Consider the following 21,783-nt stretch of genomic DNA (forward strand, 5'->3'; position numbering starts at 1 on the left):
GTGGCTGTCTGCGCGGGATCGGTCCGGCCGATCAGAGATATTTCGTGATCGCCTTGAACTCGTCGATGGAGTGGCGTTGGTCTCGTGGTAGCGCCCCGATCGTGTCTTCCAGGCAATGGTCCAGATGGTCCTGGATCAGGGTTCGCTTCGCCTGGCTGATCGCCTTCTCCACCGCGTGGAGTTGCTGGGAGATGTCGAGGCAGGGGCGGCCGCCCTCGATCATGGCAATGACGCTCCTCAGGTGGCCTTCGGCGCGCTTCAGTCGCTTGACGATCTCGGGGTGTGTGTCGTGTCTGTGCTCGGTCATTTCCATAAGCTATCCCCCTGGAGGGGATATATCAAGTGGCAGGTTTATCCGGGATCGTTCTACGCGATGCCCGCCTGGTTCTGTCCCGCTCGATCCGCCCACGGTCCTGTCGGGCGAATTCGTGCGTTCATATTGTATGCAATTTTGGCGTCGCGCTCTGCGGGATTCGTACGCCGGAGAAGCGGTGTTGACTGCTCTGGCCTGAGCGAGATGGCGAAAGGCGGCCCATTTGTCGTGCGAAAAGGCTGTCTTCTCACGCATCTCGCCGTGTGGGCGGCAGTCGGTTTTTCACTCGGGCTCTAAAATGTCGACAATCTAAAATACGATATTGACGCAAGATTGCATACATGAGACAGTTATTTGTCTATACAAAATGGTGTGGAGGCCGCTTGTATCGACGGCGCAAGGAGCGCCAACCAGGAGGAGAAAATTTATGTCAGTGAAGAGACGTACGTTCCTGCAAGGGGCGGCCGGCGCTATCGGCTTGGCCATTGCACAGGGTGCCTTGTCGAAAATCGCCTATGCGCAGGGTGCCGCCGGCACGCTCCGGGTCGCCATCGCCAAGCCGGCCGGCAATCTCGATCCGCAGAGCCATTATGCCATCTGGGCAATCCAGGATCTGATGTTCGAACCGCTCGTGAGATACGGCAAGGGTGGGCAGATCGAGCCATGCCTGGCGACCGACTGGAAGATCGAAGACGGCGGCAAGACGCTGCATCTGACGCTACGCCAGGGCGTGACCTTCCAGGACGGCACAAGGTTCGACGCTGCCGCGTGCAAATGGAACCTCGAACGCTGGATGGGTCTTGACCAGTTCAGCTGGATGAATTGCTCCAAGCACTTCCAGTCGCTGGAGGTGATCGACGACTACCACATCACCCTGCATTTCAAGGAGCCGGTACTGGCGCTGATGCAGGAGCTTTCCTACACGCGGCCGACCCGCTTCCTTTCGCCCAAGTCGGTCGGCGCCGATGGCAAGTTCAAGGAGCCGGTCGGAACGGGACCCTGGGTTCAGCTCAGCGCCGACGATACCCAGAGCGTGTTCGAGCACTACGACGGTTACTGGGGCGACAAGCCGACTTACGAGCGTCTCGAAGCCAAGGTCATTCCCGATGCCCGTTCGCGGGTGGCGGCGCTGCGTTCCGGCGAAATCGACCTGATCGGCGGTTTCTGGATCGCCCCGCTGACGCCGGAAGAGGGCAAGCAGCTCGAGGCGGCCGGCTTCAACGTCATTGTCGATCCGGGCAACGTGACGCTGGTGATGGCGTTCAATCCCGACCGTGCAGAAGCACTCAAGGACGCGCAGGTACGCAAGGCCGTCAGCATCGGCATCGATCGCGCGGCGATCTCCAAGGTGCTCTACCACGGTTACGCCAAGCCCGCCGGCAACATGTTCTCGGGCGCCTTGCCCTATGCGGGCACGCAATATGATGCACCGGTCCGCGATGTCGCTGCCGCAGCGGCGCTGCTCGAAAAGGCCGGCTGGACCGGAAGCCCCATAAGGTCCAAGGAAGGCAAGCCGCTGACGCTCGAATTGGTCGTCAGCCCGGACGCCGTGCCGGGATCGCGCGTGATTGCCGAAGTCATCCAGTCGGAGATGAAGGAAATCGGCATCGACCTCGTCATCCGCTCGGTCGACCATGCCTCCAAGCACACCGACATGCTGGAGCAGAAGTACGATCTCGGCTTCTTCCTCACCTATGGCGCGCCATACGATCCGTTCGGCTCGATCGTCGGCCTTTGCCTGTCGACATTCCACAATGACGTCGAAGGCAAGCTGGTTACCGATCCGGTCAACCTCGATCCGTTGATCAATGCGGCGACGGCTGCGACCGGCGATCAGATCCAGCCGACCATCCAGAAGGTCTACGACTGGCTCAGGGACAACGACGCGATTGCGCCGCTGGTCTACGTGCCGAGCATCTGGGCGCACTCCAAGCGGGTCCAGGGCTTCGGCAGCCCGATCACCGAATACGACATGCCTTACGAAAACATCGTATTGGCCGAGTAGCGGGAGGGTGCCTTGATCCACTTCATCAGCAAGCGGCTGAAGCATTCTCTGGTCCTGCTCTTCCTCGCATCACTGGTTTGCTTCACTCTCGTCGTATCGGCTCCGGGAAATGTTGCGGTCCTGATCGCCGAGTTGCGCGGGGCGGCCGCAAGTCCCGGTTATGTCGAACAGGTTGCCGAAGAGATAGGACTGAACAAGCCACTGCTGATGCGTTACGTGGATTGGCTTGGCGATGCCGTTCGCGGAGACTTCGGCATCTCCTACAGAACCGGCCAGGAGGTCAGCGCCGACCTTGCAAACCGGATGCTGGTCACGGGAACGCTGATTGCGGGTTCGGCGGTGATCGCCACCCTCATCAGCCTGGCCCTCGGCTTCATCGGTGCCTTCCGGCCCTACAAACTGCCGGACCGCGTTTCGCGCGGTCTGGCGCTCCTCGGCGCATCGACCCCGACATTCTTCGTCGGCGCGCTGATGATCTACGCCTTCTCGGTCACGTTTCAGCTGCTACCCTCGTTCGGCTTCAATGGCCCGAAGAGCTGGATCCTGCCCTGGCTCACCGTCGCCGTCCTGCCTGCCGCCGTGCTCAGCCGTGTCGTGCGGGTGGGCTTGGAAGAGGCGATGACGAGCCCCTTCGTGCTGACCGCAAAAAGCAAGGGCCTCGGCCGTACGGCGATCCTCTTCCGCGAGGCGTTGCCCAACATTACGCCGATCTTCATCAATGCACTCGGCACCCAGGTTGGCCTGATGACGGCGACGGCCATCATCGTCGAACCGCTGTTCGCCTGGCAGGGCCTCGGCGACTACTTCCTCGCCGGCGTGCGCTTCCGCGATTTCATGGTGGTGCAGGCGTGCCTGCTCATCTTCCTCACCTTCTTCACCGTGGTGAACCTCATCGTCGATCTGGCCGTCCTGCTGACCGATCCACGCATCCGCCGCCAATGGAGCTGATCATGAACATGCTCAATCCCATTCTGGCCCGACTGAACAAGATGCCGCGCGCGGCACTGATCACCATCGGCCTCTTCGTTGCGCTTGGAACCTTCGCGCCCTGGCTGGCACCACAGGATCCAAGCACCCAGAGTCTGCTCGATGCCGGACTTGGCCCGTCCGCCGCCCATTGGCTTGGAACCGACCACCTCGGACGCGATACCTTCAGCCGGCTGATCATCGCAGCGAACACGTCGCTCGTCAGCGTCGGTTCGGTTCTCGGGGTCGCCATGACCATCGGCATCCTGCTCGGAACGATCGCCGGCTATCATCGCGGCTGGGTCGACGACCTCCTGATGCGCGTCGTCGATGTGGGGCTCTCCATCCCCAGCCTGATCATCTCGCTCGCCGTCATCGGCATTGTCGGTCCCGGCTACTGGACGATGGTGCTGGCGCTGGCGCTTGCCTGGTGGCCGATGAGCGGCCGCATCAGCCGGGCGGTCGCCGTCAGTATCATGAGCAAGCCGCATATCGAGGCCTTGCGGGTGCTCGGCGCCAGCCCGTGGCGCATCTATTTCGGCCACCTTCTGCCGGGCACCATCGGTTCGGTAATGGTCTACGCGACGGCGGATGCCGGCACGGCCGCGCTTGCGGTCGCAACCTTGAGCTTCCTCGGCCTCGGCATCCAGCCGCCGACGCCGGAATGGGGGCAGATGCTGGTGGATGCGCTGCCCTATCTCGAATCCGACCCGCGGCAGGTGCTGTTGCCAGGCCTCGCCCTTACGGCCGCGGTCATCGGCTTCAACACACTCGGGGAATCCATCGCGCTCAACCGTATTCCGAAACCGTTGACCCGGCGCATGCTCGCAATGCGTCGTGCCGAGGTCGCAAGCTGGAGCAAGGAGAATTCCGATGCATGACGAACCGCTCCTTGAAGTCAGCAACCTGACGGTCAACCTGCTGACCGCGAAATCGGCGGTCCGCCCCGTCGACGGCGTCAGCTATTCGGTCCGGCAGGGCGAATGTCTCGCCATCGTCGGCGAAAGCGGCAGCGGCAAGACGGTGATGAATTTCGCACCGCTCGGCCTCATGCCAACTGGCGTGACGACGATGCTCTCCGGCTCCGTCAAGCTCGAAGGGCGCGAACTGATCGGTCTGCCGGAGACCGAGGTTCAGAAGCTGCGCGGCAAGTCCGTGGGCTTCATCTTCCAGGACCCGATGAGTGCGCTCAACCCGGTGCGCCGGATCGGCCGGCAGATTGCCGAAATGGCCGAACTGCATCTGAATATGACGCCGAAGGCTGCCGAGGCACGCGCCCTCGAATTGGTCAAGCTCGTCGGCATCTCCGATCCCGTCGCAAGGCTTCGGCAGTATCCGCACGAACTCTCCGGGGGACTGCGGCAGCGCATCGTGATCGCGATTGCACTTGCCGGTGAGCCGAAGCTGCTGATCGCCGACGAGCCGACGACAGCGCTCGACGTGACGGTTCAGGCGCAGATCCTGCGGCTGCTGAAGGACGTGCAGCGTCGGCTCAACATGGCGATGGTGCTGATTACCCACGACATGGGCGTGGTGGCGGGTGCTGCCGACAACATCGTCGTCATGTATGCGGCGCGTGCCGCAGAATGCGGTCCAGTGGAAAAGGTTCTGGTCAGTCCGCGTCACCCCTATACGCGGGGCCTGATCAACGCGATCCCGAGGCGGGAGGACCCGATCGGGTCGGAATTCCGCGGGCTTCCCGGTATTCCGCCGACGCTCGGCGCGCCGATCAGGGGGTGTGCCCTTGCACCGCGCTGCGAGCTTGCCGTCCCGGCATGCGGCAACAGCCGGCCGCCATTGGTCCGGTCGGACGACAGCGCGGTTCTCGTGGCTTGCCCCGTCGTCAATCAAGGAAAGGCTGCGGCATGACACAAGCACCCGTTCTCAAAGTCGAAAACCTGCAGACGCGCTTCAAGAGCGTTCAGCGGGGCAAGTTTGTGCATGCCGTCGACGATGTCTCGATCGAGCTCTATCCGGGCGAGATCGTCGGCCTGGTTGGGGAATCCGGCTGCGGCAAGTCGACTCTCGGACGCACCATCGTCGGGCTCGAAAAGGCGAGCAGCGGCCGCGTGCTGCTCGACGGCGTCGATCTCAGCGCTCTCTCCGGAACTGCGCTGCGTGACAGCCGTCGGGCGCTGCAATACGTCTTCCAGGATCCCTATTCGTCCTTGAACGACCGCCAGACGGTGGGTGAGGCTATCGACGAAGCACTGGTGATTGCCGGCACACGGTCACCGGAGGAGCGCGATCGTCGCACGAAGGAATTGCTGGACCAGGTCGGCCTTGCCTCTGTGGTCAGGGACCGTCACACGCGCGAGCTTTCGGGTGGCCAGCGCCAGCGCGTGGCGATTGCCAGATCGCTCGCGGTAAACCCGCGGGTGTTGATCTGCGACGAACCCGTGAGCGCGCTCGATCTTTCGATCCGCGCGCAGGTGATGAACCTCTTCCTGCGGCTGCAGAAGGATCTGGGCGTCGCGTGCCTGTTCATTGCCCATGACCTGGCGCTGGTCAGGCAGGCTGCGTCGCGGGTCTATGTCATGTATCTCGGCAAGATCGTCGAGCATGGCTCGTCGCGCGAGCTTTACGACCACCCGAGCCACCCCTATTCGCAGATGCTGCTGGCGTCGGCGCCCGAGGTGGACCCGAGGATCGAAAAGAACCGCAGGGGACCGCTGATGATCGGTGAGGTTCCAAGCCCAACAAATCCACCCTCCGGCTGCAGGTTCCGAACCCGCTGCCCGCTTGCCGTCGACGATTGCGCCAAGGCGATGCCGCCATCGCGGGTGCTTTCGCCGGGTCATACGGCGGCCTGTACCTTCGCTGCCGACCTTCATCGCGGCAAGCGCTCGGCTCTCCTTCAGCAGGAGGTCTCGCCGGCATAGAGCCTATGCAACGCTCGTCGATGCCTCCAGAGGCCGGCGGTGCTAGAGAGTTCCCTCGCATCCTTGAAGCTGGGGATGCGCGCTTGCCCCGCCCTCGCGCGGGGCACTTTTTTCGCGGATCGAGGCGTTGCCTGGGGCAGCCGATGGGCCGCCCGGGCGCGCCGGTGTCAGAGACAGCCGTTCCAGGAGACCCCGCCGTCCGCGCTCCATCACGACCCCGTGGTTCCAACGGAAGATGGGCCTGAGGATGAAGGAAAGGCGGACCATCCACGGCTTCGTGACCTCTACGATCCAATCGTACCGGACGTGACAGCTGGCGCCGTTGCCTTGCAACGTCCAGCGGCCGATGCCGTCGAGTTCGCCGACGGCCCTGCCTTCGATGAGCAGAGGCGGTTCGACCTTGACGGTCTCCATATCGAAGACCAGTTCGTAGGGCAGGGCCGTCGACCAGCGCATGCGACGCACGGCACCGACGCCGCGGTCGTCACCCTCCTGCAGTAGCGTGACCTGCTTCACCGACGGCCACCATTCCGGCCAGCGCTCTGGCGTTGCGAGTTCTCGCCACACATCCTGAAGAGGGGCGTTGATCGTCCATTCGGTGACGAGATGAAAATTGGTCGACGACATCGCCGATCCCTCAACAGGCAGATGGCCTGAAGTATAACATGGCATGCGGACCTCGCGGCCCGCATGCTTGTCCAGCCTGCTAAGCAGCCCGTGCTGCGGCGGCGAGCGGCTCGATGTCGTTGAGGACATTGTCGCCGTTGTAGACGGTCTCGTCGAGAATGCCCTCCCGCTTGGAGACGATCGTCGGTACCAGCGCCTGGCCGGCGACGTTGACCGCCGTGCGGCCCATGTCGAGGATCGGGTCGATGGCGAGCAGCAGGCCGACGCCTTCGAGCGGCAGCCCGAGCGTCGAAAGCGTCAGCGTCAGCATGACGGTCGCGCCGGTGAGGCCTGCGGTGGCGGCAGAGCCGAGCACCGAGACGAAGACGATCAGCACATATTCCTGGATGCCGAGTGGCAGGCCGAAGAATTGGGCGATGAAGATCGCCGAGATTGCCGGGTAGATCGCAGCGCAGCCATCCATCTTGGTGGTCGCGCCGAGCGGGACGGCGAAGGCTGCGTATTCGCGCGGCACGCCGAGGCTCTTTTCGGTCACGGTTTCGGTAACGGGCAGAGTGCCGACCGAGGAACGCGAAACGAAGGCGAGCTGGATTGCCGGCCAGGCGCCGGCAAAGAAGCGCGAGGGCTTCAGGCCGTGGCCGACGAGCAGCGCCGGGTAGACGACGAAGAGCACGATGGCGAGGCCGATATAGACCGCAGCGGCATACCAGCCGAGCTGCGCCAGCGTTTCCCAGCCATATTGTGCGACGGCGCGGCCGAGCAGGCCGATGGTGCCGATCGGGGTCAGGCGGATGACCCACCAGAGGATCTTGCGCACGATTGCAAGCAGCGACTGATTGAAGGCGAGGAACGGCTTGGCGGCGTCACCGACCTTCAGCGCAGCGGCGCCGACGGCGATCGAAACGACGAGGATTTGCAAGACATTGAAATTGAGCGAGGTGGTGGCGCCCGTATCGGTGACCTTGGTGCTGGCTTCGAGCCCGAGCATATTGGCGGGCACCAAGCCCTTGAGGAAATCGAGCCACGAGCCGGAATAGGAAGGCGCCTTCGCGGCCTCCTGCGAAACGGCCGAGCCTACGCCCGGCTGGAGGATGAGGCCGAGTGCGATGCCGATGACGACGGCGATCAGCGAGGTGATCGCGAACCAGAGAAGCGTCTGCCAGACGAGTTTGGCGGCATTCTGCAGCGTCGCCAGATTGGCGATCGAGGCGACGATCGCGGTAAAGACGAGCGGCGGCACGAGCGCGCGCAGAAGCTGGACGAAGATCGAGCCGATTGTCTGCAGGGTCACGGTCAGCCAGTTGGCATTGCCGCTGGCATCGACGCCCATATTGCGGGCGATGAGGCCGAGCAGCAGGCCGATGACCATGGCGGCCAGGACTTGAAAGCCGAAGGAGGTGAAAATCGGCTTCTGTGAGGATTTGGTGGTTGCTTGGGACACGTCTTGCACTCTCATTGAATGGCGGCGGCCGCATTTTTAGGCAACGGTCGCCGCAAGTGCCCAAGAAATAGTCGAGTGCCTGTTTCGAGATAAGAAACCCTTTGGCTCGAAAACCACTCAGAGTGGAATAATTTCCCCGACGCGATTGTGCCCGAGCATCGCCCAGATATCACGGAGAGGCTGTGCTTCGGCCGAAGCGACACACGCGGCGTCGACTTTTCGCGCACTCGCCTAGCAACGATGGAGCGCTGCCGAATAGCTCTGCCGGGCGGGTTCGCTCCTGCAGTAAGCTTTCGCCGCATCCCGCCTTTCTTGTAAAGCCTTCAGGCCCAGGCACGCGGTGACTGATCCCGCTTTCTGCGTTTGCGTCGAAAATCATTTCACTTGCTTCGGGTGCTTACGAAATACTCTTTCTCTATAAACATTATAGATAATGTACCTTGTCTGTATGGCAACGAGGTCTTGGGTCTGGCCGCAGACAGCCCTTCATCTCCGGCGCCGGGGCGCTTGGCCCCCATGAGTTTGCAGCGAGAAGAGGAGAGGATTGAGATGACACGCAAGATCCGGCTTGGAGCATTTCTTCCCGGTGGCGGACAGCATATCGCCGCCTGGCGCCACCCCGACCAACCCGCCGACGGGGCGACCAGTTTCGAATTTCACAAGCAACTGGCGCTAACGGCCGAACGCGGCCTGTTCGATGCGTATTTCCTTGCCGACGGGCTGGCGATCGGCTTTGGCGGCGCGCGTGAGGGCGGCAATGCCCGCGTGGCGGGCTTCGAGCCGGTGACCCTGTTCTCGGCACTGGCGCCACTCACCACTCATCTCGGCTTCATTGCCACCTCGTCGACGACCTATGAGGAGCCCTACACCACCGCGCGCAAGTTCGCGTCGCTGGATCTCATTTCCGGTGGCCGCGCCGGCTGGAACGTGGTGACGACAACGGGCGATCCGACAGCGCAGAACTTCAACCGAGACACGCAGCTTCCGCATGCGGAGCGCTATCGCCGCGCGGCCGAACATGTGGACGTCGTCAAGAAGCTCTGGGACAGTTTCGAGGACGATACCTTCATCCGCGACAAGGAAACGGGTGTCTTCTTCGACCCGGCGAAGCTGCACGACACGGATCACCGTGGCGAACATTTCAAGGTTCGCGGTCCGCTCAACATCTCGCGCTCGCCGCAGGGCCACCCTGTCATCGTACAGGCCGGCCAGTCCGATGACGGACGCGGGCTCGCCGCAGCGACCGCGGAGGTGATCTTTACCGCGCACCAGCACACCGAGACGGCGCAGGAATTCTACCGTGACATCAAGGCCCGCGCCCGCGGTCTTGGCCGCAACCCGGACCATATCCTGGTCATGCCGGGCGTCTCTCCGTTCGTCGGGCGGACGGAGACCGAGGCGCGCGAGAAGTATGAACGCCTGACCTCGCTCATCGTCGAAGAAGATGGCATTGGCCTGCTCAATGGCCTGACCGGCGGGACGCTCGATCTTCATGGCTACGATCTCGATGGGCCGCTGCCGCCGGCGCCGCCGACCGAGGGCATGAAGAGCCGCCAGGCGCTGATCCGCCAGATCGCCGACGAGAACAACTTCAGCATTCGCCAGCTCTATCAATGGATTGCTTCGGCGCGCGGCCATTACACGATTGTCGGCTCGGCCGAACAGATCGCCGACACCCTGCAGGAGTGGTTCGAAAACGAAGCGGCCGATGGCTTCAACATCCTGCCGCCCTGGTTCCCGACCGCGCTTGACGACTTTGTCGAGCTGGTGATCCCGGAGCTGCAGCGCCGCGGGCTCTTCCGCACGGCATACGAGGGGCGGACACTCCGCGAAAACCTCGGCCTGCCCGTTCCCGTCAACCGCTGGGCCGTCGCGCGATCGGCCGTTCAGGCAGCAGAGTGAGGTACGATCATGTCCTATGAACACGTCAACACATCGCTTGCCGCAAGTTTCGGACTTGGCCGTGCCGAGGGGCAGGCCCCCACTGTCCTCCCGGCCATCGTTTCCCGCTGGCGCGCCCTGCTTGGGTCGATCGTGGCGCGCTATGGTGTGGTGCTCGGTTTTCTCGCCTTCTGGCAGCTTTCCAGCACGCTCGGCTGGGTCAACCCGGCGGTCTTTCCACCCCTCGATCTGATCCTGTCGGCGCTGTGGGGTGCTCTCGCCAGTGGCGCGCTGCTGGATGACATTGCCATCAGCCTGCAGCGATCGGGGATCGCCTTTGCGGCAGCCGTTGTCGTCGGCATCCCGCTCGGCCTGTTCATGGGTCAGGTGCGGCTGGTCGAACAGGCGCTCGATCCCATCCTGCAGCTCTTCCGCCAGACCTCGGCCCTGGCGCTCTATCCGGTCTTCATCCTGTTGCTCGGCCTGGGCGAGACCTCAAAGGTCTTCGTGATCTTCTGGGCCACGCTGTTTCCGCTCCTGCTATCCACCATCGGCGGCGTCAAGGAGGTCGACAGGAAGCTGATCGAAATGGCCCGAACCTATGGCGCCGGACCGCTCACCGTCTTCCGCCGGGTGGTGCTGCCCGCCTCCGTGCCGGCGATCTTCGTCGGCTTGCGCCTTTCGGCCACCACGGCCCTTCTGCTGCTGATCGCTGCCGAGATGATCGGCGCGAACAAGGGCATCGGCTTCCAGGTCATGAACGCGCAGTACAATTTCCAGATCCCGTTGATGTTTGCCGCAATCCTGCTGCTCGCCCTGCTTGGGCTCGCCGCCAACGCGCTACTCGTTTTGCTTCAGCGCAACCTTTGCCGCTGGTCACAACCCAACGCCTGATCAGCCCCACTGCCTGATTTCTCCTTCGAAAGGATATCGACATGACTTTCCATGCCCGCAATCTTCTTCTGTCTGCAGCCATAACCCTCGGCCTTGCCGCGCCGGCGATGGCCGCTGACGAAGTGAAGCTGCGCTACCTCGCCAGCCAAGGCGGCCTGTCGGCTCATGAACTCGCCCAGGAGCTCGGCTATTTCGATGGCACCGGCATCACGATCGAGAACATCGGCTACGCGGCGGGAGGTCCGGCCTCGCTGATCGCGCTTGCGTCCGGCGACGTCGAGATCGGCAGTGCGGCCACTTCCGCCGTGCTGAATTCCATCATCAGCGGCAATGAGTTCGTTGCCGCCTATCCCTCGAACGGCATCAATGACGAGGTGCAGTCGATCTTCTACGTGCTGGAAGACAGCCCGATCAAGAGCATCAAGGACATCGCCGGCAAGAGCATGGCCGTCAACACGCTCGGCGCGCATCTCGACTACACGATCCGCGAAGCGCTGCATTCGGTCGGCCTGCCGACGGACGCTGCCAACCAGGTGGTCGTCCCCGGTCCGCAGCTCGAGCAGGTGCTGCGCTCCGGCCAGGTGGATATTTCCGCTTTCGGCTATTGGCAGACGACGTTCGAGGGGGCGGCGCGCAAGAACGGCGGCCTGCGTGCGATCTTCGACGATACCGACGTGCTCGGGGAAATCGCCGGCGGCTTCGTGGTGCTTCGCCGGGATTTCGTCAAGGCGCATCCCGATGCCGCCAAGACCTTCGTCCTGCAGTCGGCCCGCGCGCTCGACTACGCGCGTGAGCATCCCGAAGAAACCAAGAAGATCCTGGCCAAGGCGTTGCAGGCGCGCGGCGAAAATCCCGAGATCGCCCAGTACTTCCGCGGCTACGGGGTGCGGGCGGGTGGTCTTCCGGTCGAGCGCGACCTTCAGTTCTGGATCGACGTTCTGGTACGTGAAGGCAAGCTTAGGGAAGGCCAGTTGACGCCGAAGGACGTGCTCTTTGCCGTCGACGCCCCGTCGGTCAGCAACTGAGGACCGACCATGAGCGTTGCCCAGAACCTTCGTCGCGGAGAGGTGGCGATCCGCCATCTCTCCAAGTCCTACCGCCTGAACGGCACGCCGTTGCCCGTACTCAGAGACATCAACCTCAACATCCGGTCCGGTGAGACGCTCGCCATCGTCGGCGCCAGCGGCTCGGGCAAGACGACGCTGCTGCGGGTGCTGGCGGGGCTCGAGGACCCGGATGCGGGAGAGGTACTGATCGACGGCAAGCTGACGAAAGGCGTCGGCACCGACCGTGCGGTCATCTTCCAGGAGCCGCGGCTGCTGCCCTGGCTGACGGTGCTCGACAACGTGGGCTTCGGGCTGGAGACGCAGGGGCTCTCCCGCGGCGAAGCGCGGGACCGGGCACGACGCTATGTACAACTCGTCGGCCTGCAGCCGTTCGAGAGCGCCTATCCGCGGCAACTCTCCGGCGGCATGGCGCAGCGCGTCGGCATTGCCCGGGCGCTCGCGGTCCAGCCCGAAATCCTGCTGCTCGACGAGCCGCTCGGCGCGCTCGACGCGATGACCAAGATCAGCATGCAGCAGGAATTGGCGCGGATCTGGCGGGATGAGGATGTGACGACGGTGCTCGTTACCCATGATCTCGAGGAGGCGATCTATCTCGCCGATCGTATCCTGATCCTGCCACGCGAGAAGGGCGGTGAACCAAGGCTGATCGAGATCGACCTGCCGCGCCCACGCGATCGCAGCGCGCCCGAATTCGTCCGCCATCGCGAGGAACTGCTCAACCTCTTCGGTCTGCACTGAGGCTTCGGCGGAACGGTTGCAGCGATCAGGCGTTTATCTCTCGATGGCCGCATTCGACAGGAGGCACAGCCTGCTGGGTCTCCCATATGGACCGGATGCCGAGCCGAGACAGGAGCAACGCCATGAAGCTTTCGAAGGGAATGTCATTCGCCGCAATCGTCTTCGCCTTTGGCGCGGCAGCACCGGCGATGGCCAACGGTTTCTACACCGGTATCGACCCGCACAATCCGCCGGGCACCCAGAACAGGGTTCTCTACGGGCAACCCTACTATGTCGAACCCGCGCCGGGCCCGGTTTATGTCGAGCCTGTTCAGCCGCAGGTCTATGTCGATCCGATGCCGACCGGCAGCATCTATGTCGAACCGGCGCCCAGTTACGTCTATCGCCCGCCGGCCCGCACCTTGGGTGACGCCCGCCAGCGCTACACAGGTGAGTATCAGAGTGGCGGCGAGGGCGACTATTACCTCGGCGTCGCGCATCCGCCACAGGTTCCCTAAGCTCGTTGCCGCGGATCCAATCGACAGTGCCTGAAGTAGACGCGTGGGATAAGGATTCCACGCGTCCCCTGTCGTTACGCATGTCTGCCTGGAGCATCGCCTATTCCGGCAGATCCAGCAGGCGGTAGCCTTCTACGAAGTGCTGCAGCATCTTCTCGTCCCGGAACGGCTGCGATGCGGCCCACTGGGCAATCGTGAAGTTGGGGTTGTTCATCAGGAACAATTGCGCTTCGGTGCGGGCTTCATCCAGGCGGCCGAGCCTCGCCAGGCTGGCAGCAAGCAGGCGGCGGGATGTCGCCCGGTAGGTTTCCGGGTGGCGCAATGTCTGGACCGCCGCCTCATAGTCGCAAGTGGCATATTGAGCCTGCCCAAGCATCCAGTAGTACCAACCCGGCGGATGCGGATTGAGCCGCAGCGCCTTGTGAACGTGATCGATCGCCTGGGCCGGTTGGCCACCAAGAACGATGAGGTCGGCGCGCATCGCCCAGGCATCGGCGTGGTTCGGATCGAGCGTCAGGGCAAGGTCGAATTCGGCGTCGGACTCTTCCCAGCGGCACTCGTGCCCCAGAATGATGCCGAGGACCCAGCGGTTCCCGGCGTCGTTGGGATCGAGCGCCACCGCCTTCTGCGCCTCGCTGACAGCGCGTTGCCGATAGGGGACAACCGGCTGGTCCCAGAATTCCCAGCTTAGCCACAGGTTCAGGGCCAGGAGCCGATGCGCCTCGGCGTAGTCCGGGTCGAGTGCCAGCGCCCGCTCGGCAAGAAAGACCGCCTCTCTTGCGGCTCCCGCCGTCTGCAGCCCGAGCGAGCGCGCGCGGACGCAATAGTCGTAGGCCTTCAGGTTTGATGGGCGGTTGCGGGCCGGCGCGTCGGTTAGTCGTCCGACCAGGGCTTCGACGATCCTGCTCGTTACCTCGTCCTGAACGGCGAAGATGTCCTCCAGGCTGCGGTCGAACCTTTCCGCCCAGAGGTGATCGCCCTGCAAGGCATCGATCAGCTGGGCGTTGATGCGAACCCGGCCGGCCGCCCGTCGGGCACTGCCTTCCAGCACGTATCGAACGCCGAGTTCGCGCGCGATCCGGCGCACGTCCTCATGTCGGCCCTTGTAGGCAAAGACCGAATTGCTGGCGATGACGAACAATCCGCCGGCTCTGGAAAGGTCGGTGATCAGGTCTTCGGTCAGGCCGTCGACGAAGACCTCCTGCTCCGGCTCGTTGCTCATATTGGTGAAGGGAAGGACGGCGATGGACGGCTTGATCGGCAGCGGCAGGGGCGCCCTGGCGCCGCCGCCTTGGCCTAGGGTTGCGGTGGCGATGCGATAGAGGTTGACCGGCTCGACGATGTTCTTGATTGCTTGCGGGCCAAGCGCGTCGAAATCGCAAAAGAGACGCTTCCTGACCTGATCGTAGATGTTGCCGGAGACGTAGATTTCGCCGGGGCCGGCCATGGTCTGGAGCCGCGCAGCGACAATGACGCCGTCGCCGTAGAGGTCGCCGCTTTCGACGACGACATCGCCGAGATTAATACCGATGCGCAGGAGAACCCGGCGGTCGTCGGCAAGGCCCTGATTGGCCGCTGCCATGCCCTTCTGAATATCGATTGCACAGATGACCGCATTCACTGCGCTGGCAAACTCCACCAGCACCCCATCGCCCATCGTCTTGACGATGCGGCCTTTGTGCTCTCGGACAAGGGGATCGAGGATCTGCTTGCGGCGTTCTTTCAACGTCGCAAGCGTACCGCCTTCGTCCAGTTCAACGAGGCGGCTGTAACCGACGACATCGGCAGCCACGATGGCGGCGAGACGCCGTTGAGCGCGTTCTTCAGCCATATCGCGCGCTTCCGCAGAAAGGGGTACGCGGAATTGTAGGGCGTCCGCCGGAAATGTCTATGAGGGAATGCTTATGGTCCCGATTGGTGGCAAGCGGCGCGCCGAGACGGGGACAATCCCGCCCGCTTCCGCCCCAGCCGGCTTTCGTCCTTAGCGCCAGCCAAGCGCCGGCGCCACGTGTCGCAGGATCGCCTCGATCACATGGGCGTTGTAGTCGACACCCAGCTGGTTCGGGACGGTCAGGAGCAGCGTGTCGGCTTCGGCGATCGCCTCGTCCTCGGCCAGTTGCCTGATAAGGACCTCAGGCTCGGCGGCGTAGCTGCGGCCGAAAATCGCCCGCGTCTTGTCGTCGATGAAGCCGATCTTGTCCTCATGCTGATTGCCGCCCCCGAAATAGGCGCGATCGCGCTCGTCCACCAGCGCGAAGATGCTGCGGCTGACCGAGACGCGTGGCTCGCGCGTGTGACCCGCCGCCTTCCATGCTTCCCGGTAAGCCCGGATCTGGTCGGCCTGCTGGACATGGAACGGCAGGCCGGTCTCGTCGTCCTTCAGTGTCGAACTTTGCAGGTTCATACCGAGTTTGGCGGCCCAGACCGCAGTGGCGTTGGAGCTGGCGCCCCACCAGATGCGCTCTCTCAGGCCGTCGGAATGCGGCTCGAGCCGCAGCAGGCCAGGCGGGTTGGGGAACATCGGCCGTGGGTTGGGGGCAGCAAAACCTTCACCGCGCAGCACGTCGAGCAGCACTTCCGCGTGGCGTCTCGCCATGTCGCTTTCGGTTTCGCCTTCGCCCGGCTGGTAACCGAAATGGCGCCAGCCATCGATCACCTGTTCCGGCGAGCCGCGGCTGATACCGAGCTGCAGGCGACCACCGGCGATGATATCGGCGGCGCCGGCGTCTTCGGCCATGTAGAGCGGGTTTTCGTAGCGCATGTCTATGACGGCGGTGCCGATCTCGATCCGGCTGGTTTTGGCGCCGACGGCCGCAAGCAGCGGGAAGGGGGAGGCGAGCTGGCGGGCGAAGTGATGAACCCGGAAATAGGCGCCGTCCGCACCGAGTTCTTCGGCCGCGACAGCAAGATCGATCGACTGCAGCAGGGCGTCGGCCGCCGATCGCGTCTGCGACTGGGGCGAGGGCGTCCAGTGTCCGAAGGAAAGAAAGCCGATCTTCTTCATGGTCGTGCCGCCTGTAGAATGAAACCGACCGTTTCATCGCACGATTCCGGTTTGGGATACAGACAGCGCTCGGTGACTTCGCCGTGAACGACGGCGCCGACTGCGTCGCGGCGCCGTCGTGATCTGGTACGGAACCCCTCTCGCTTTACCGTACCTGCAGGCGGGCCTTCATGTTCGGGTGAAAGCGGCAAAAATAATCGTAGGTGCCGGCCTTGGTGACGGTGAGCGTCGCCGTCTTCTTGGGCGGTATCACGATGTCGAAATCACCCTTGGCCGTTGCCGTGTGCGCCATGACGTCCTTGTTCTGCCACTCGATCACGTCGCCGACGACGGCGTTGATCTCGGCGGGCGAGAACACGAGCTTTTCGATCGTGACCCGGATGGTTTCGGCCCGCGCGGGCGGTCCGGCCAGCATCACGGCCAGACCGCAAATGGCACCAAGGCTCAGCTTCGAGACCATGGCGCCGCCTATTTCATCATCTCGGCGACATGCTCGGCATGTTGCTGGTGGCCCTGGAACAGCTTCAGCCCGGTCTGAAGCAGATCCTTGAGCTCGGCATTCTTGGCGGACGGGATCAGCAGCGTTTCGAGCGCGCCGTTGACCTGCTTGTGATAGGCAACCTCGTTAGCAACATAGGCCTTGTCGAAGTCGATGCCGCTCAGTTTCGCAAGCTTTTCGCGCTCGTCCTTGGCGGCCTTCGTGAGCGCGCGGCTGGTGTCGTTGTCTTCCGGTTTCACCTTGAGTTTCTTGACGAGATCGAGCGCCTGTTTGTTCACGGCCTCATGGTCGCGAACCATATCGTTGGCAAAGGCCAGCACGTCCTTGTCCTTGGAAATCTGCAGGGCCTGCTTGGCCGCCTCGATGTCGATGACACCGGCGGTATAGGCGATATGGGCGATCTGCGGATCGTTGATCTTGGTCCCGGCTGCAAGGCTTGCGCCACTGAGGAGGCAGGCGAGGGCGAGGGCTGAGGTGAGGCGGGCATACATCGGAAACTCCTCTCCGGCGGGGCGTTGCCACCGGTCTCTGTGGATCACCTTCATTGGATGCGCGCCGATGGCGGAGGTTCCCGATTTTTTTACCTCACACGAGTCCAAGCCGGCTCATGACGGCCGTGGTCAGCCGTTCGCAGCGACGACCGGCAAAAGGGAAGGCATTCATCAGCACGGGGCCGATCTTGCGGTCGATATGCTGGCGCAGCAGCTGGCGGGCGCGATGGAGACGGCTTCTGACTGTCTCCGGCTTGATGCCGAGCAGGACGGCCGTCTCCTCGACGCTCATGGCTTCGATGACGCGAGCGGTGAAGACGAGGCGAAACGCGTCCGGCAAGGCGTCGGTCGCCTCTTCCACCAGCCGCAGGATTTGCCGCTGGGCAAGGGATCGCTCCGGATCCTCCGTGCTAGCTGCGTTCGGAAACGGCACGATGTCGGCGCTCACCTGTTCGGCTACGAGCGGAACTTCGCGCCGGGTGGATGACTTGCGCAGGCGTCCGAGCGCCTCGTTGAGCACTACGCGATGGAGCCAGGTGGCGAGGCTGGCGTCACCGCGAAACGTCTCCAGGTGTTCGAAGGCGCGAAGATAGGCCTCCTGCACGACGTCCTCGGCGATGCTGTCGTTGCGCACCACGGCGCGGGCGATGCGGAAGAGCCGCTGGTTATGCCTTCGCATGATGGTGCGGAACGCTTCTGGATCATTTGCGAGCGCGCCCTGAACCAGGTCATGGTCCGTCAAATCATCGGGAGCGGGCGTGGTCCGTGTCGATTGCAAGAGAACATCCTTCATCATCCACCTCCAAACCACCGTTTGATGCGGATCCGGAAAAATCGTTCCCGACCGGTCGAAGGAAAGAATACGCCTTGCGGAACGGCACGCATACTGAAAACGAGCGCCCCCGCCTTCCGACACGCGGGGCGCGCATTTTGAGCGGCTGGCCATGGAGAATTCAGGCATTTTCGCCAGTGATAGTTGGGTCCCCGACCACGCTTCGCGCTGCGGTACACGTCCTTGGAATTTTTTTTATTGGCGAGGGAACTGTGGTTCCTGCTGGCGAGTTGGTGGAACGGCGATCTTCGTGTGGCGGGGCGCGCACCAAGGTCGCATCTTCGGACTAGGAGAGACGACTATGAAGCATCAATCGATTGAACAATTGCAAGCGCTCGCCGAAATCCGTCCCGATCCCGTCATGACGAGAACGGAACGGCTCCAACGTTGGGCCGAACTCCTGGAAAGCAATCCCGACCGCCGGCTCGGCACGCTTTCCGGTACCGAACGCGCGACTGCTGCCGTTCGGCAGGCCATGCAGGTCAACGGTTCGCCCATGACCGTCGCCTTCGAGGATACGCAACTGCGGCTCGCAGGCCTTGCCGATGACAGCTACGGCGAAGCAAAACGGTTCTTCGAAATATCGGACCACCAACTGCACGACATCGTCTGCGACTGCAATTTCGGCAGTTCGGTGCGTGCGGCCTATGCCGCCCGGCGAGTTCGCTCGGCCATCGGCCTCTGGCCGCGACTGAAGGCGCTCTTTACCTGAGTCAGATCGGCCTTATTCAGGGAAGCCAGGGCGCCAGCCGGAAGCTTCCCTCACTTCCCGTTTTCCTCTTCCGCGGTGACGAGGTTTCGCCGCCGGGGGGATAGAGAAATCGTGCGATCACTGGTGTCGGTGACACTTCACGCGAAACTTCGATGGATGACGGCCCTTGCGGCGACTTGGCGCAGACCTAGCCCGAGGGAGTATATCGTTACCTCTCCGACTTGCAGCATCATCTCCCCAACACCGGTGTCGCGCGGCTCGCCGGGGGTGGAGGGATGCAGTCGCGGGAGGAGGATTTCATGACATTGGCAGCAGTAACCCGGGCACTGAGCGCGACGTCGGTCCTGGCGATGATGGTTTGCGCAGCACAGCCGGTATGGGCGGCACCCGATTTGATTGTGCTCAACGGCGATGTGCGCACGGTCGATCAGAGCAAGCCGAAGGCACAGGCCTTCGCGGTCGAGAACGGAAAATTCACTGCGATCGGCAGCAATGACGAGGTCAAGGCCCTGGCCGACGCCGAAACCAAGGTGATCGATGCCGGCGGCAAGACCGTGACCCCAGGCTTCATCGACGGCCATACCCATCTCACATCCGGCATGGACATGGTGACCGGTGTGGACCTTTCCTACATCCCCGACAAGAAGACCTGGCTCGAAAAGATCAAGGAGGCCGACGCGCGTCTTCCAAAGGGCGTCTGGCTGATGGGCGGCGGCTGGGACTATACGCTCGGCGAGGGCAAGCTGCCGACGAAGGAAGACCTCGATGCCGTGGTGCCGGATCGCGTCGTCATCTTGCGTGACATCGATTTCCATTCCGTCTGGGTCAACTCCAAGGCACTTGAAGTGGGCGGCGTTACCGCCAAGTCGGAAGTCGAAGAGGGCGGACAGGTGGTGCTCAACGACAAAGGCGAGCCGAGTGGCATCCTTCTTGAAAGCGCCGGCAATCTCGTCGAGAAGCATCGCCCGGTCGCAAGCGACAGCGAACGAAGAGAGGCACTGCTGCAGACGATGAAGTTTGCCAACAGCCTCGGGATCACCGGCGTCAACGATATGTCGGATCTCGCGGCGGCACACGACTATGCGGCGATCCTCGCCGAAAAGAAGATGCCACTTCGCGTCTGGTACGGCTTCTTCGAGGGCGATCCAAAGAAGATTGCCGCCGCGGTGAAGGACCGCGACGAGGTCGACAAGGTCGCCGCGGAATCCGGCGAGCAGGAGAAGAAGGGGCCGATGCTGAAGCTCGGCTATACCAAGTCGGTGATAGATGGCGTGCTCTCGACGCGCACTGCCTACATGCATGAGGACTATTCCGACCAGCATGGCTGGAAGGGCAAGCCTTTCGAAACCAAGGAACAGCTCGCGGCCGCGATCAAGGCCTCCAACGAAAACGGCTTCCCGACGGCGGTGCACGCGATCGGCGATGGTGGCGTCAGTCTCGTGCTTGACGCTTTCGCCGAGGCCTCGGTGCCGCGCGCCCAGCCGAACCGCATCGAGCATATCGAGGTGGTTGAGACCAAGGACATCCAGCGCTTCAAGGATCTGGGCGTCGTTGCTTCGATGCAGCCGAACCATGCGACCGGCACGATCGGCAAATACATCACCGAGCGCATCGGCACCGAGCGTGAGCCACGCGCTTACGTCTGGCATTCGATGCTGGACGCTGGCGTGCCGTTGGTGTTCGGTTCCGACTGGCCGACTTCACCGCTAAGCCCGCTGACCCAGATCAACGATGCCGTCTTCCGCGAAAGCCCCTTCGGCCTCGGTGACGGGCCCTGGCATCCGGAGCAGGCGGTCAGCTTCGACCAGGCGCTGCATGGGCTCACTCAAGCCGGCGCCGACATGACGCCCTGGGGCGGTGAGATCGGCTCGATCAGCGTCGGCAAATGGGCGGATTTCGTGCTGATCAACGGTACGCTGCCGGATCCGCTCGACCGTTCCATCCGCGAGCGCAAGGTCGAGGCGACGTACCTTGCCGGAAACGAGGTCTATCGCCAGCCCTAGAGCCGGAGCCGAAGAGCCCACGGTCGATCGGCAACCGCCTGAGCGATCCAGATCATATTCCGGCCGGTGCCATTGGCGCCGGCCGATTTGGCTTGCAGCTTAGCCTGCTCCTGTCGCAACCGGCGAAGCAGCCATTCGTTGAGCAACAACCGCGATATTCATGAGGGCAGCTCTAGCTTAGTCTATGAAAATACATAATAATCTCGCTTAACTTGGAGTTTTATCAAGGTAAGGCGGGACTACATGGCACTGGACTCGTTGGACGTGCGGTTGCTGCGCATCTACATCACGATCGTGGAGGCCGGCGGTTTCGCAGCGGCGCAAGGCGAACTCAATCTCTCGCTCTCGACGATCTCCAACCATATCTCTGCGCTGGAAAGCCGGCTGGGCCTCACCCTTTGCCAGCGCGGCCGCTCCGGCTTTCGCCTGACAGAGGAGGGACGGGCGGTCTACGAGGAAGCCAAGCGCCTGTTCGGCTCGATCGACCAGTTCGACACCCGCATGAAAGGGTTGCAGCACCAGCTGAATGGCACGCTTTCCGTCGGTCTCATCGACAACACACTGTCCGATCCGTCTTCCCGTCTCAACAGCGTCTTTGCCCGGATGACGGATGAGGCGCCGGAGGTGGCGCTTTCGATCGTGACGCGGCCGCCGCACGAACTCTTGCGCGACGTGATAACGGGCGAACTGCACATCGCCATCGCCAGTTTTCCGCGCACGACGCTGGGGCTGGAATACATCGATCTCTACGAGGAAACCCAGCGCTTCTATTGCGGTGCCGAGCATCCGCTGTTTTCCCGAGATGACAGCGAGATCGAGGTCGATGATATCCGATCCCACAATCTGATCGGCCGCTCCTATTGGAATGCCCGCGACCTCAAGATCTTCTCGATCGCCAATCCGCGCGCGACCGTCAGCGACATGGAGGCGG

General features: G+C 62.9%; 21 protein-coding genes. 13 read left to right on the forward strand and 8 right to left on the reverse strand.

What is annotated here, in order from left to right:
- Window positions 1–31: 31 nt before the first annotated feature.
- Window positions 32–307: a metal-sensing transcriptional repressor gene (locus I8N66_RS17800; protein WP_291156024.1), complete on the reverse strand. Its 276-nt coding sequence runs from the start codon at window positions 305–307 to the stop codon at window positions 32–34.
- 433 nt (window positions 308–740) lie between these two features.
- Between I8N66_RS17800 and I8N66_RS17805 the strand changes: the two genes are divergently transcribed.
- Genes I8N66_RS17805 through I8N66_RS17825 form a run of 5 tightly spaced genes read left to right on the forward strand, consistent with a single transcriptional unit; the run spans window position 741 to window position 6,166 of the window.
- On the forward strand, window positions 741–2,318 hold the full coding sequence (locus tag I8N66_RS17805; protein ID WP_291156027.1) for a nickel ABC transporter substrate-binding protein: 1,578 nt from the start codon (window positions 741–743) through the stop codon (window positions 2,316–2,318).
- Window positions 2,319–2,330: 12 nt separating this feature from the next.
- On the forward strand, window positions 2,331–3,266 hold the full coding sequence (locus I8N66_RS17810) for an ABC transporter permease (protein ID WP_291156030.1): 936 nt from the start codon (window positions 2,331–2,333) through the stop codon (window positions 3,264–3,266).
- On the forward strand, window positions 3,257–4,165 hold the full coding sequence (locus I8N66_RS17815; protein WP_291156033.1) for an ABC transporter permease: 909 nt from the start codon (window positions 3,257–3,259) through the stop codon (window positions 4,163–4,165). The genes I8N66_RS17810 and I8N66_RS17815 overlap by 10 nt, the downstream gene beginning before the upstream one ends.
- Complete coding sequence (locus I8N66_RS17820) at window positions 4,158–5,153, forward strand: ABC transporter ATP-binding protein (RefSeq protein WP_291156036.1); 996 nt, start codon at window positions 4,158–4,160, stop codon at window positions 5,151–5,153. The genes I8N66_RS17815 and I8N66_RS17820 overlap by 8 nt, the downstream gene beginning before the upstream one ends.
- The gene (locus I8N66_RS17825; RefSeq protein ID WP_291156039.1) at window positions 5,150–6,166 is read left to right on the forward strand and encodes an ABC transporter ATP-binding protein; all 1,017 of its coding nucleotides are present in this window, start codon (window positions 5,150–5,152) and stop codon (window positions 6,164–6,166) included. The genes I8N66_RS17820 and I8N66_RS17825 overlap by 4 nt, the downstream gene beginning before the upstream one ends.
- Window positions 6,167–6,208: 42 nt before the next feature.
- Here the strand turns inward: I8N66_RS17825 and I8N66_RS17830 are convergent, their stop codons facing one another.
- Both I8N66_RS17830 and I8N66_RS17835 read right to left on the reverse strand, forming a co-directional pair.
- Entirely contained in the window at window positions 6,209–6,793 is a 585-nt protein-coding gene (locus I8N66_RS17830) for an SRPBCC family protein (RefSeq protein ID WP_291156042.1), read from the reverse strand.
- 79 nt (window positions 6,794–6,872) lie between these two features.
- Window positions 6,873–8,234 carry a dicarboxylate/amino acid:cation symporter gene (locus I8N66_RS17835; RefSeq protein ID WP_291156045.1) on the reverse strand — a complete coding sequence of 454 codons (1,362 nt, stop codon included), beginning with the start codon at window positions 8,232–8,234 and terminating at the stop codon, window positions 6,873–6,875.
- Between the two features lie 549 nt (window positions 8,235–8,783).
- Here I8N66_RS17835 and I8N66_RS17840 point away from each other — a divergent pair.
- The 5 genes from I8N66_RS17840 (at window position 8,784) to I8N66_RS17860 (ending at window position 13,311) form a co-directional block, all read left to right on the forward strand.
- Window positions 8,784–10,136 (forward strand): LLM class flavin-dependent oxidoreductase, encoded by a 1,353-nt coding sequence (locus tag I8N66_RS17840; protein ID WP_291156048.1) that lies wholly within the window; start codon window positions 8,784–8,786, stop codon window positions 10,134–10,136.
- Window positions 10,137–10,145: 9 nt separating this feature from the next.
- Window positions 10,146–11,009 carry an ABC transporter permease gene (locus I8N66_RS17845; RefSeq protein ID WP_291156051.1) on the forward strand — a complete coding sequence of 288 codons (864 nt, stop codon included), beginning with the start codon at window positions 10,146–10,148 and terminating at the stop codon, window positions 11,007–11,009.
- 41 nt (window positions 11,010–11,050) lie between these two features.
- On the forward strand, window positions 11,051–12,034 hold the full coding sequence (locus I8N66_RS17850) for an ABC transporter substrate-binding protein (protein WP_291156054.1): 984 nt from the start codon (window positions 11,051–11,053) through the stop codon (window positions 12,032–12,034).
- Window positions 12,035–12,043: 9 nt separating this feature from the next.
- A complete protein-coding gene (locus I8N66_RS17855; protein ID WP_291156057.1) occupies window positions 12,044–12,814 on the forward strand; it encodes an ABC transporter ATP-binding protein in 771 nt (256 codons plus the stop codon).
- A gap of 122 nt (window positions 12,815–12,936) precedes the next feature.
- Window positions 12,937–13,311 (forward strand): hypothetical protein, encoded by a 375-nt coding sequence (locus tag I8N66_RS17860; protein WP_291156060.1) that lies wholly within the window; start codon window positions 12,937–12,939, stop codon window positions 13,309–13,311.
- Window positions 13,312–13,411: 100 nt separating this feature from the next.
- Here the strand turns inward: I8N66_RS17860 and I8N66_RS17865 are convergent, their stop codons facing one another.
- From I8N66_RS17865 to I8N66_RS17885, 5 genes are all read right to left on the reverse strand, one after another.
- The gene (locus tag I8N66_RS17865) at window positions 13,412–15,142 is read right to left on the reverse strand and encodes an adenylate/guanylate cyclase domain-containing protein (protein ID WP_291156065.1); all 1,731 of its coding nucleotides are present in this window, start codon (window positions 15,140–15,142) and stop codon (window positions 13,412–13,414) included.
- A gap of 150 nt (window positions 15,143–15,292) precedes the next feature.
- Window positions 15,293–16,315, reverse strand: a complete 1,023-nt coding sequence (locus I8N66_RS17870; protein ID WP_291156068.1) for an LLM class flavin-dependent oxidoreductase — start codon at window positions 16,313–16,315, stop codon at window positions 15,293–15,295.
- A gap of 145 nt (window positions 16,316–16,460) precedes the next feature.
- Window positions 16,461–16,775, reverse strand: a complete 315-nt coding sequence (locus tag I8N66_RS17875; protein WP_113539806.1) for a cupredoxin family copper-binding protein — start codon at window positions 16,773–16,775, stop codon at window positions 16,461–16,463.
- Between the two features lie 8 nt (window positions 16,776–16,783).
- Entirely contained in the window at window positions 16,784–17,305 is a 522-nt protein-coding gene (locus I8N66_RS17880) for a DUF4142 domain-containing protein (protein ID WP_291156073.1), read from the reverse strand.
- A 94-nt stretch (window positions 17,306–17,399) separates the two neighbouring features.
- Complete coding sequence (locus I8N66_RS17885; protein WP_291156076.1) at window positions 17,400–18,098, reverse strand: RNA polymerase sigma factor; 699 nt, start codon at window positions 18,096–18,098, stop codon at window positions 17,400–17,402.
- Between the two features lie 340 nt (window positions 18,099–18,438).
- On the opposite strand from I8N66_RS17885, the gene I8N66_RS17890 reads away from it, so the two are divergent.
- From I8N66_RS17890 to I8N66_RS17900, 3 genes are all read left to right on the forward strand, one after another.
- The gene (locus I8N66_RS17890) at window positions 18,439–18,849 is read left to right on the forward strand and encodes a hypothetical protein (RefSeq protein WP_113539803.1); all 411 of its coding nucleotides are present in this window, start codon (window positions 18,439–18,441) and stop codon (window positions 18,847–18,849) included.
- Between the two features lie 299 nt (window positions 18,850–19,148).
- On the forward strand, window positions 19,149–20,852 hold the full coding sequence (locus tag I8N66_RS17895) for an amidohydrolase (protein ID WP_291156080.1): 1,704 nt from the start codon (window positions 19,149–19,151) through the stop codon (window positions 20,850–20,852).
- A gap of 243 nt (window positions 20,853–21,095) precedes the next feature.
- Window positions 21,096–21,783 (forward strand): LysR family transcriptional regulator (locus I8N66_RS17900; protein WP_291156083.1); only part of this gene is annotated, 688 nt, incomplete at its 3' end.

The sequence above is a fragment of the Ensifer sp. SSB1 genome, assembly GCF_016652895.1.
In the GTDB taxonomy this organism is placed as follows: domain Bacteria; phylum Pseudomonadota; class Alphaproteobacteria; order Rhizobiales; family Rhizobiaceae; genus Ensifer.

Coding starts and splice junctions, on each gene's coding strand:
- I8N66_RS17850 (WP_291156054.1), top strand. CDS start 11,051: ATGACTTTCCATGCCCGCAATCTTCTTCTGTCTGCAGCCATAACCCTC.
- I8N66_RS17825 (WP_291156039.1), top strand. CDS start 5,150: ATGACACAAGCACCCGTTCTCAAAGTCGAAAACCTGCAGACGCGCTTC.
- I8N66_RS17860 (WP_291156060.1), top strand. CDS start 12,937: ATGAAGCTTTCGAAGGGAATGTCATTCGCCGCAATCGTCTTCGCCTTT.
- I8N66_RS17880 (WP_291156073.1), bottom strand. CDS start 17,305: ATGTATGCCCGCCTCACCTCAGCCCTCGCCCTCGCCTGCCTCCTCAGT.
- I8N66_RS17895 (WP_291156080.1), top strand. CDS start 19,149: ATGACATTGGCAGCAGTAACCCGGGCACTGAGCGCGACGTCGGTCCTG.
- I8N66_RS17885 (WP_291156076.1), bottom strand. CDS start 18,098: ATGAAGGATGTTCTCTTGCAATCGACACGGACCACGCCCGCTCCCGAT.
- I8N66_RS17805 (WP_291156027.1), top strand. CDS start 741: ATGTCAGTGAAGAGACGTACGTTCCTGCAAGGGGCGGCCGGCGCTATC.
- I8N66_RS17865 (WP_291156065.1), bottom strand. CDS start 15,142: ATGGCTGAAGAACGCGCTCAACGGCGTCTCGCCGCCATCGTGGCTGCC.
- I8N66_RS17845 (WP_291156051.1), top strand. CDS start 10,146: ATGTCCTATGAACACGTCAACACATCGCTTGCCGCAAGTTTCGGACTT.
- I8N66_RS17840 (WP_291156048.1), top strand. CDS start 8,784: ATGACACGCAAGATCCGGCTTGGAGCATTTCTTCCCGGTGGCGGACAG.
- I8N66_RS17890 (WP_113539803.1), top strand. CDS start 18,439: ATGAAGCATCAATCGATTGAACAATTGCAAGCGCTCGCCGAAATCCGT.
- I8N66_RS17875 (WP_113539806.1), bottom strand. CDS start 16,775: ATGGTCTCGAAGCTGAGCCTTGGTGCCATTTGCGGTCTGGCCGTGATG.
- I8N66_RS17815 (WP_291156033.1), top strand. CDS start 3,257: ATGGAGCTGATCATGAACATGCTCAATCCCATTCTGGCCCGACTGAAC.
- I8N66_RS17820 (WP_291156036.1), top strand. CDS start 4,158: ATGCATGACGAACCGCTCCTTGAAGTCAGCAACCTGACGGTCAACCTG.
- I8N66_RS17855 (WP_291156057.1), top strand. CDS start 12,044: ATGAGCGTTGCCCAGAACCTTCGTCGCGGAGAGGTGGCGATCCGCCAT.
- I8N66_RS17830 (WP_291156042.1), bottom strand. CDS start 6,793: ATGTCGTCGACCAATTTTCATCTCGTCACCGAATGGACGATCAACGCC.
- I8N66_RS17800 (WP_291156024.1), bottom strand. CDS start 307: ATGACCGAGCACAGACACGACACACACCCCGAGATCGTCAAGCGACTG.
- I8N66_RS17870 (WP_291156068.1), bottom strand. CDS start 16,315: ATGAAGAAGATCGGCTTTCTTTCCTTCGGACACTGGACGCCCTCGCCC.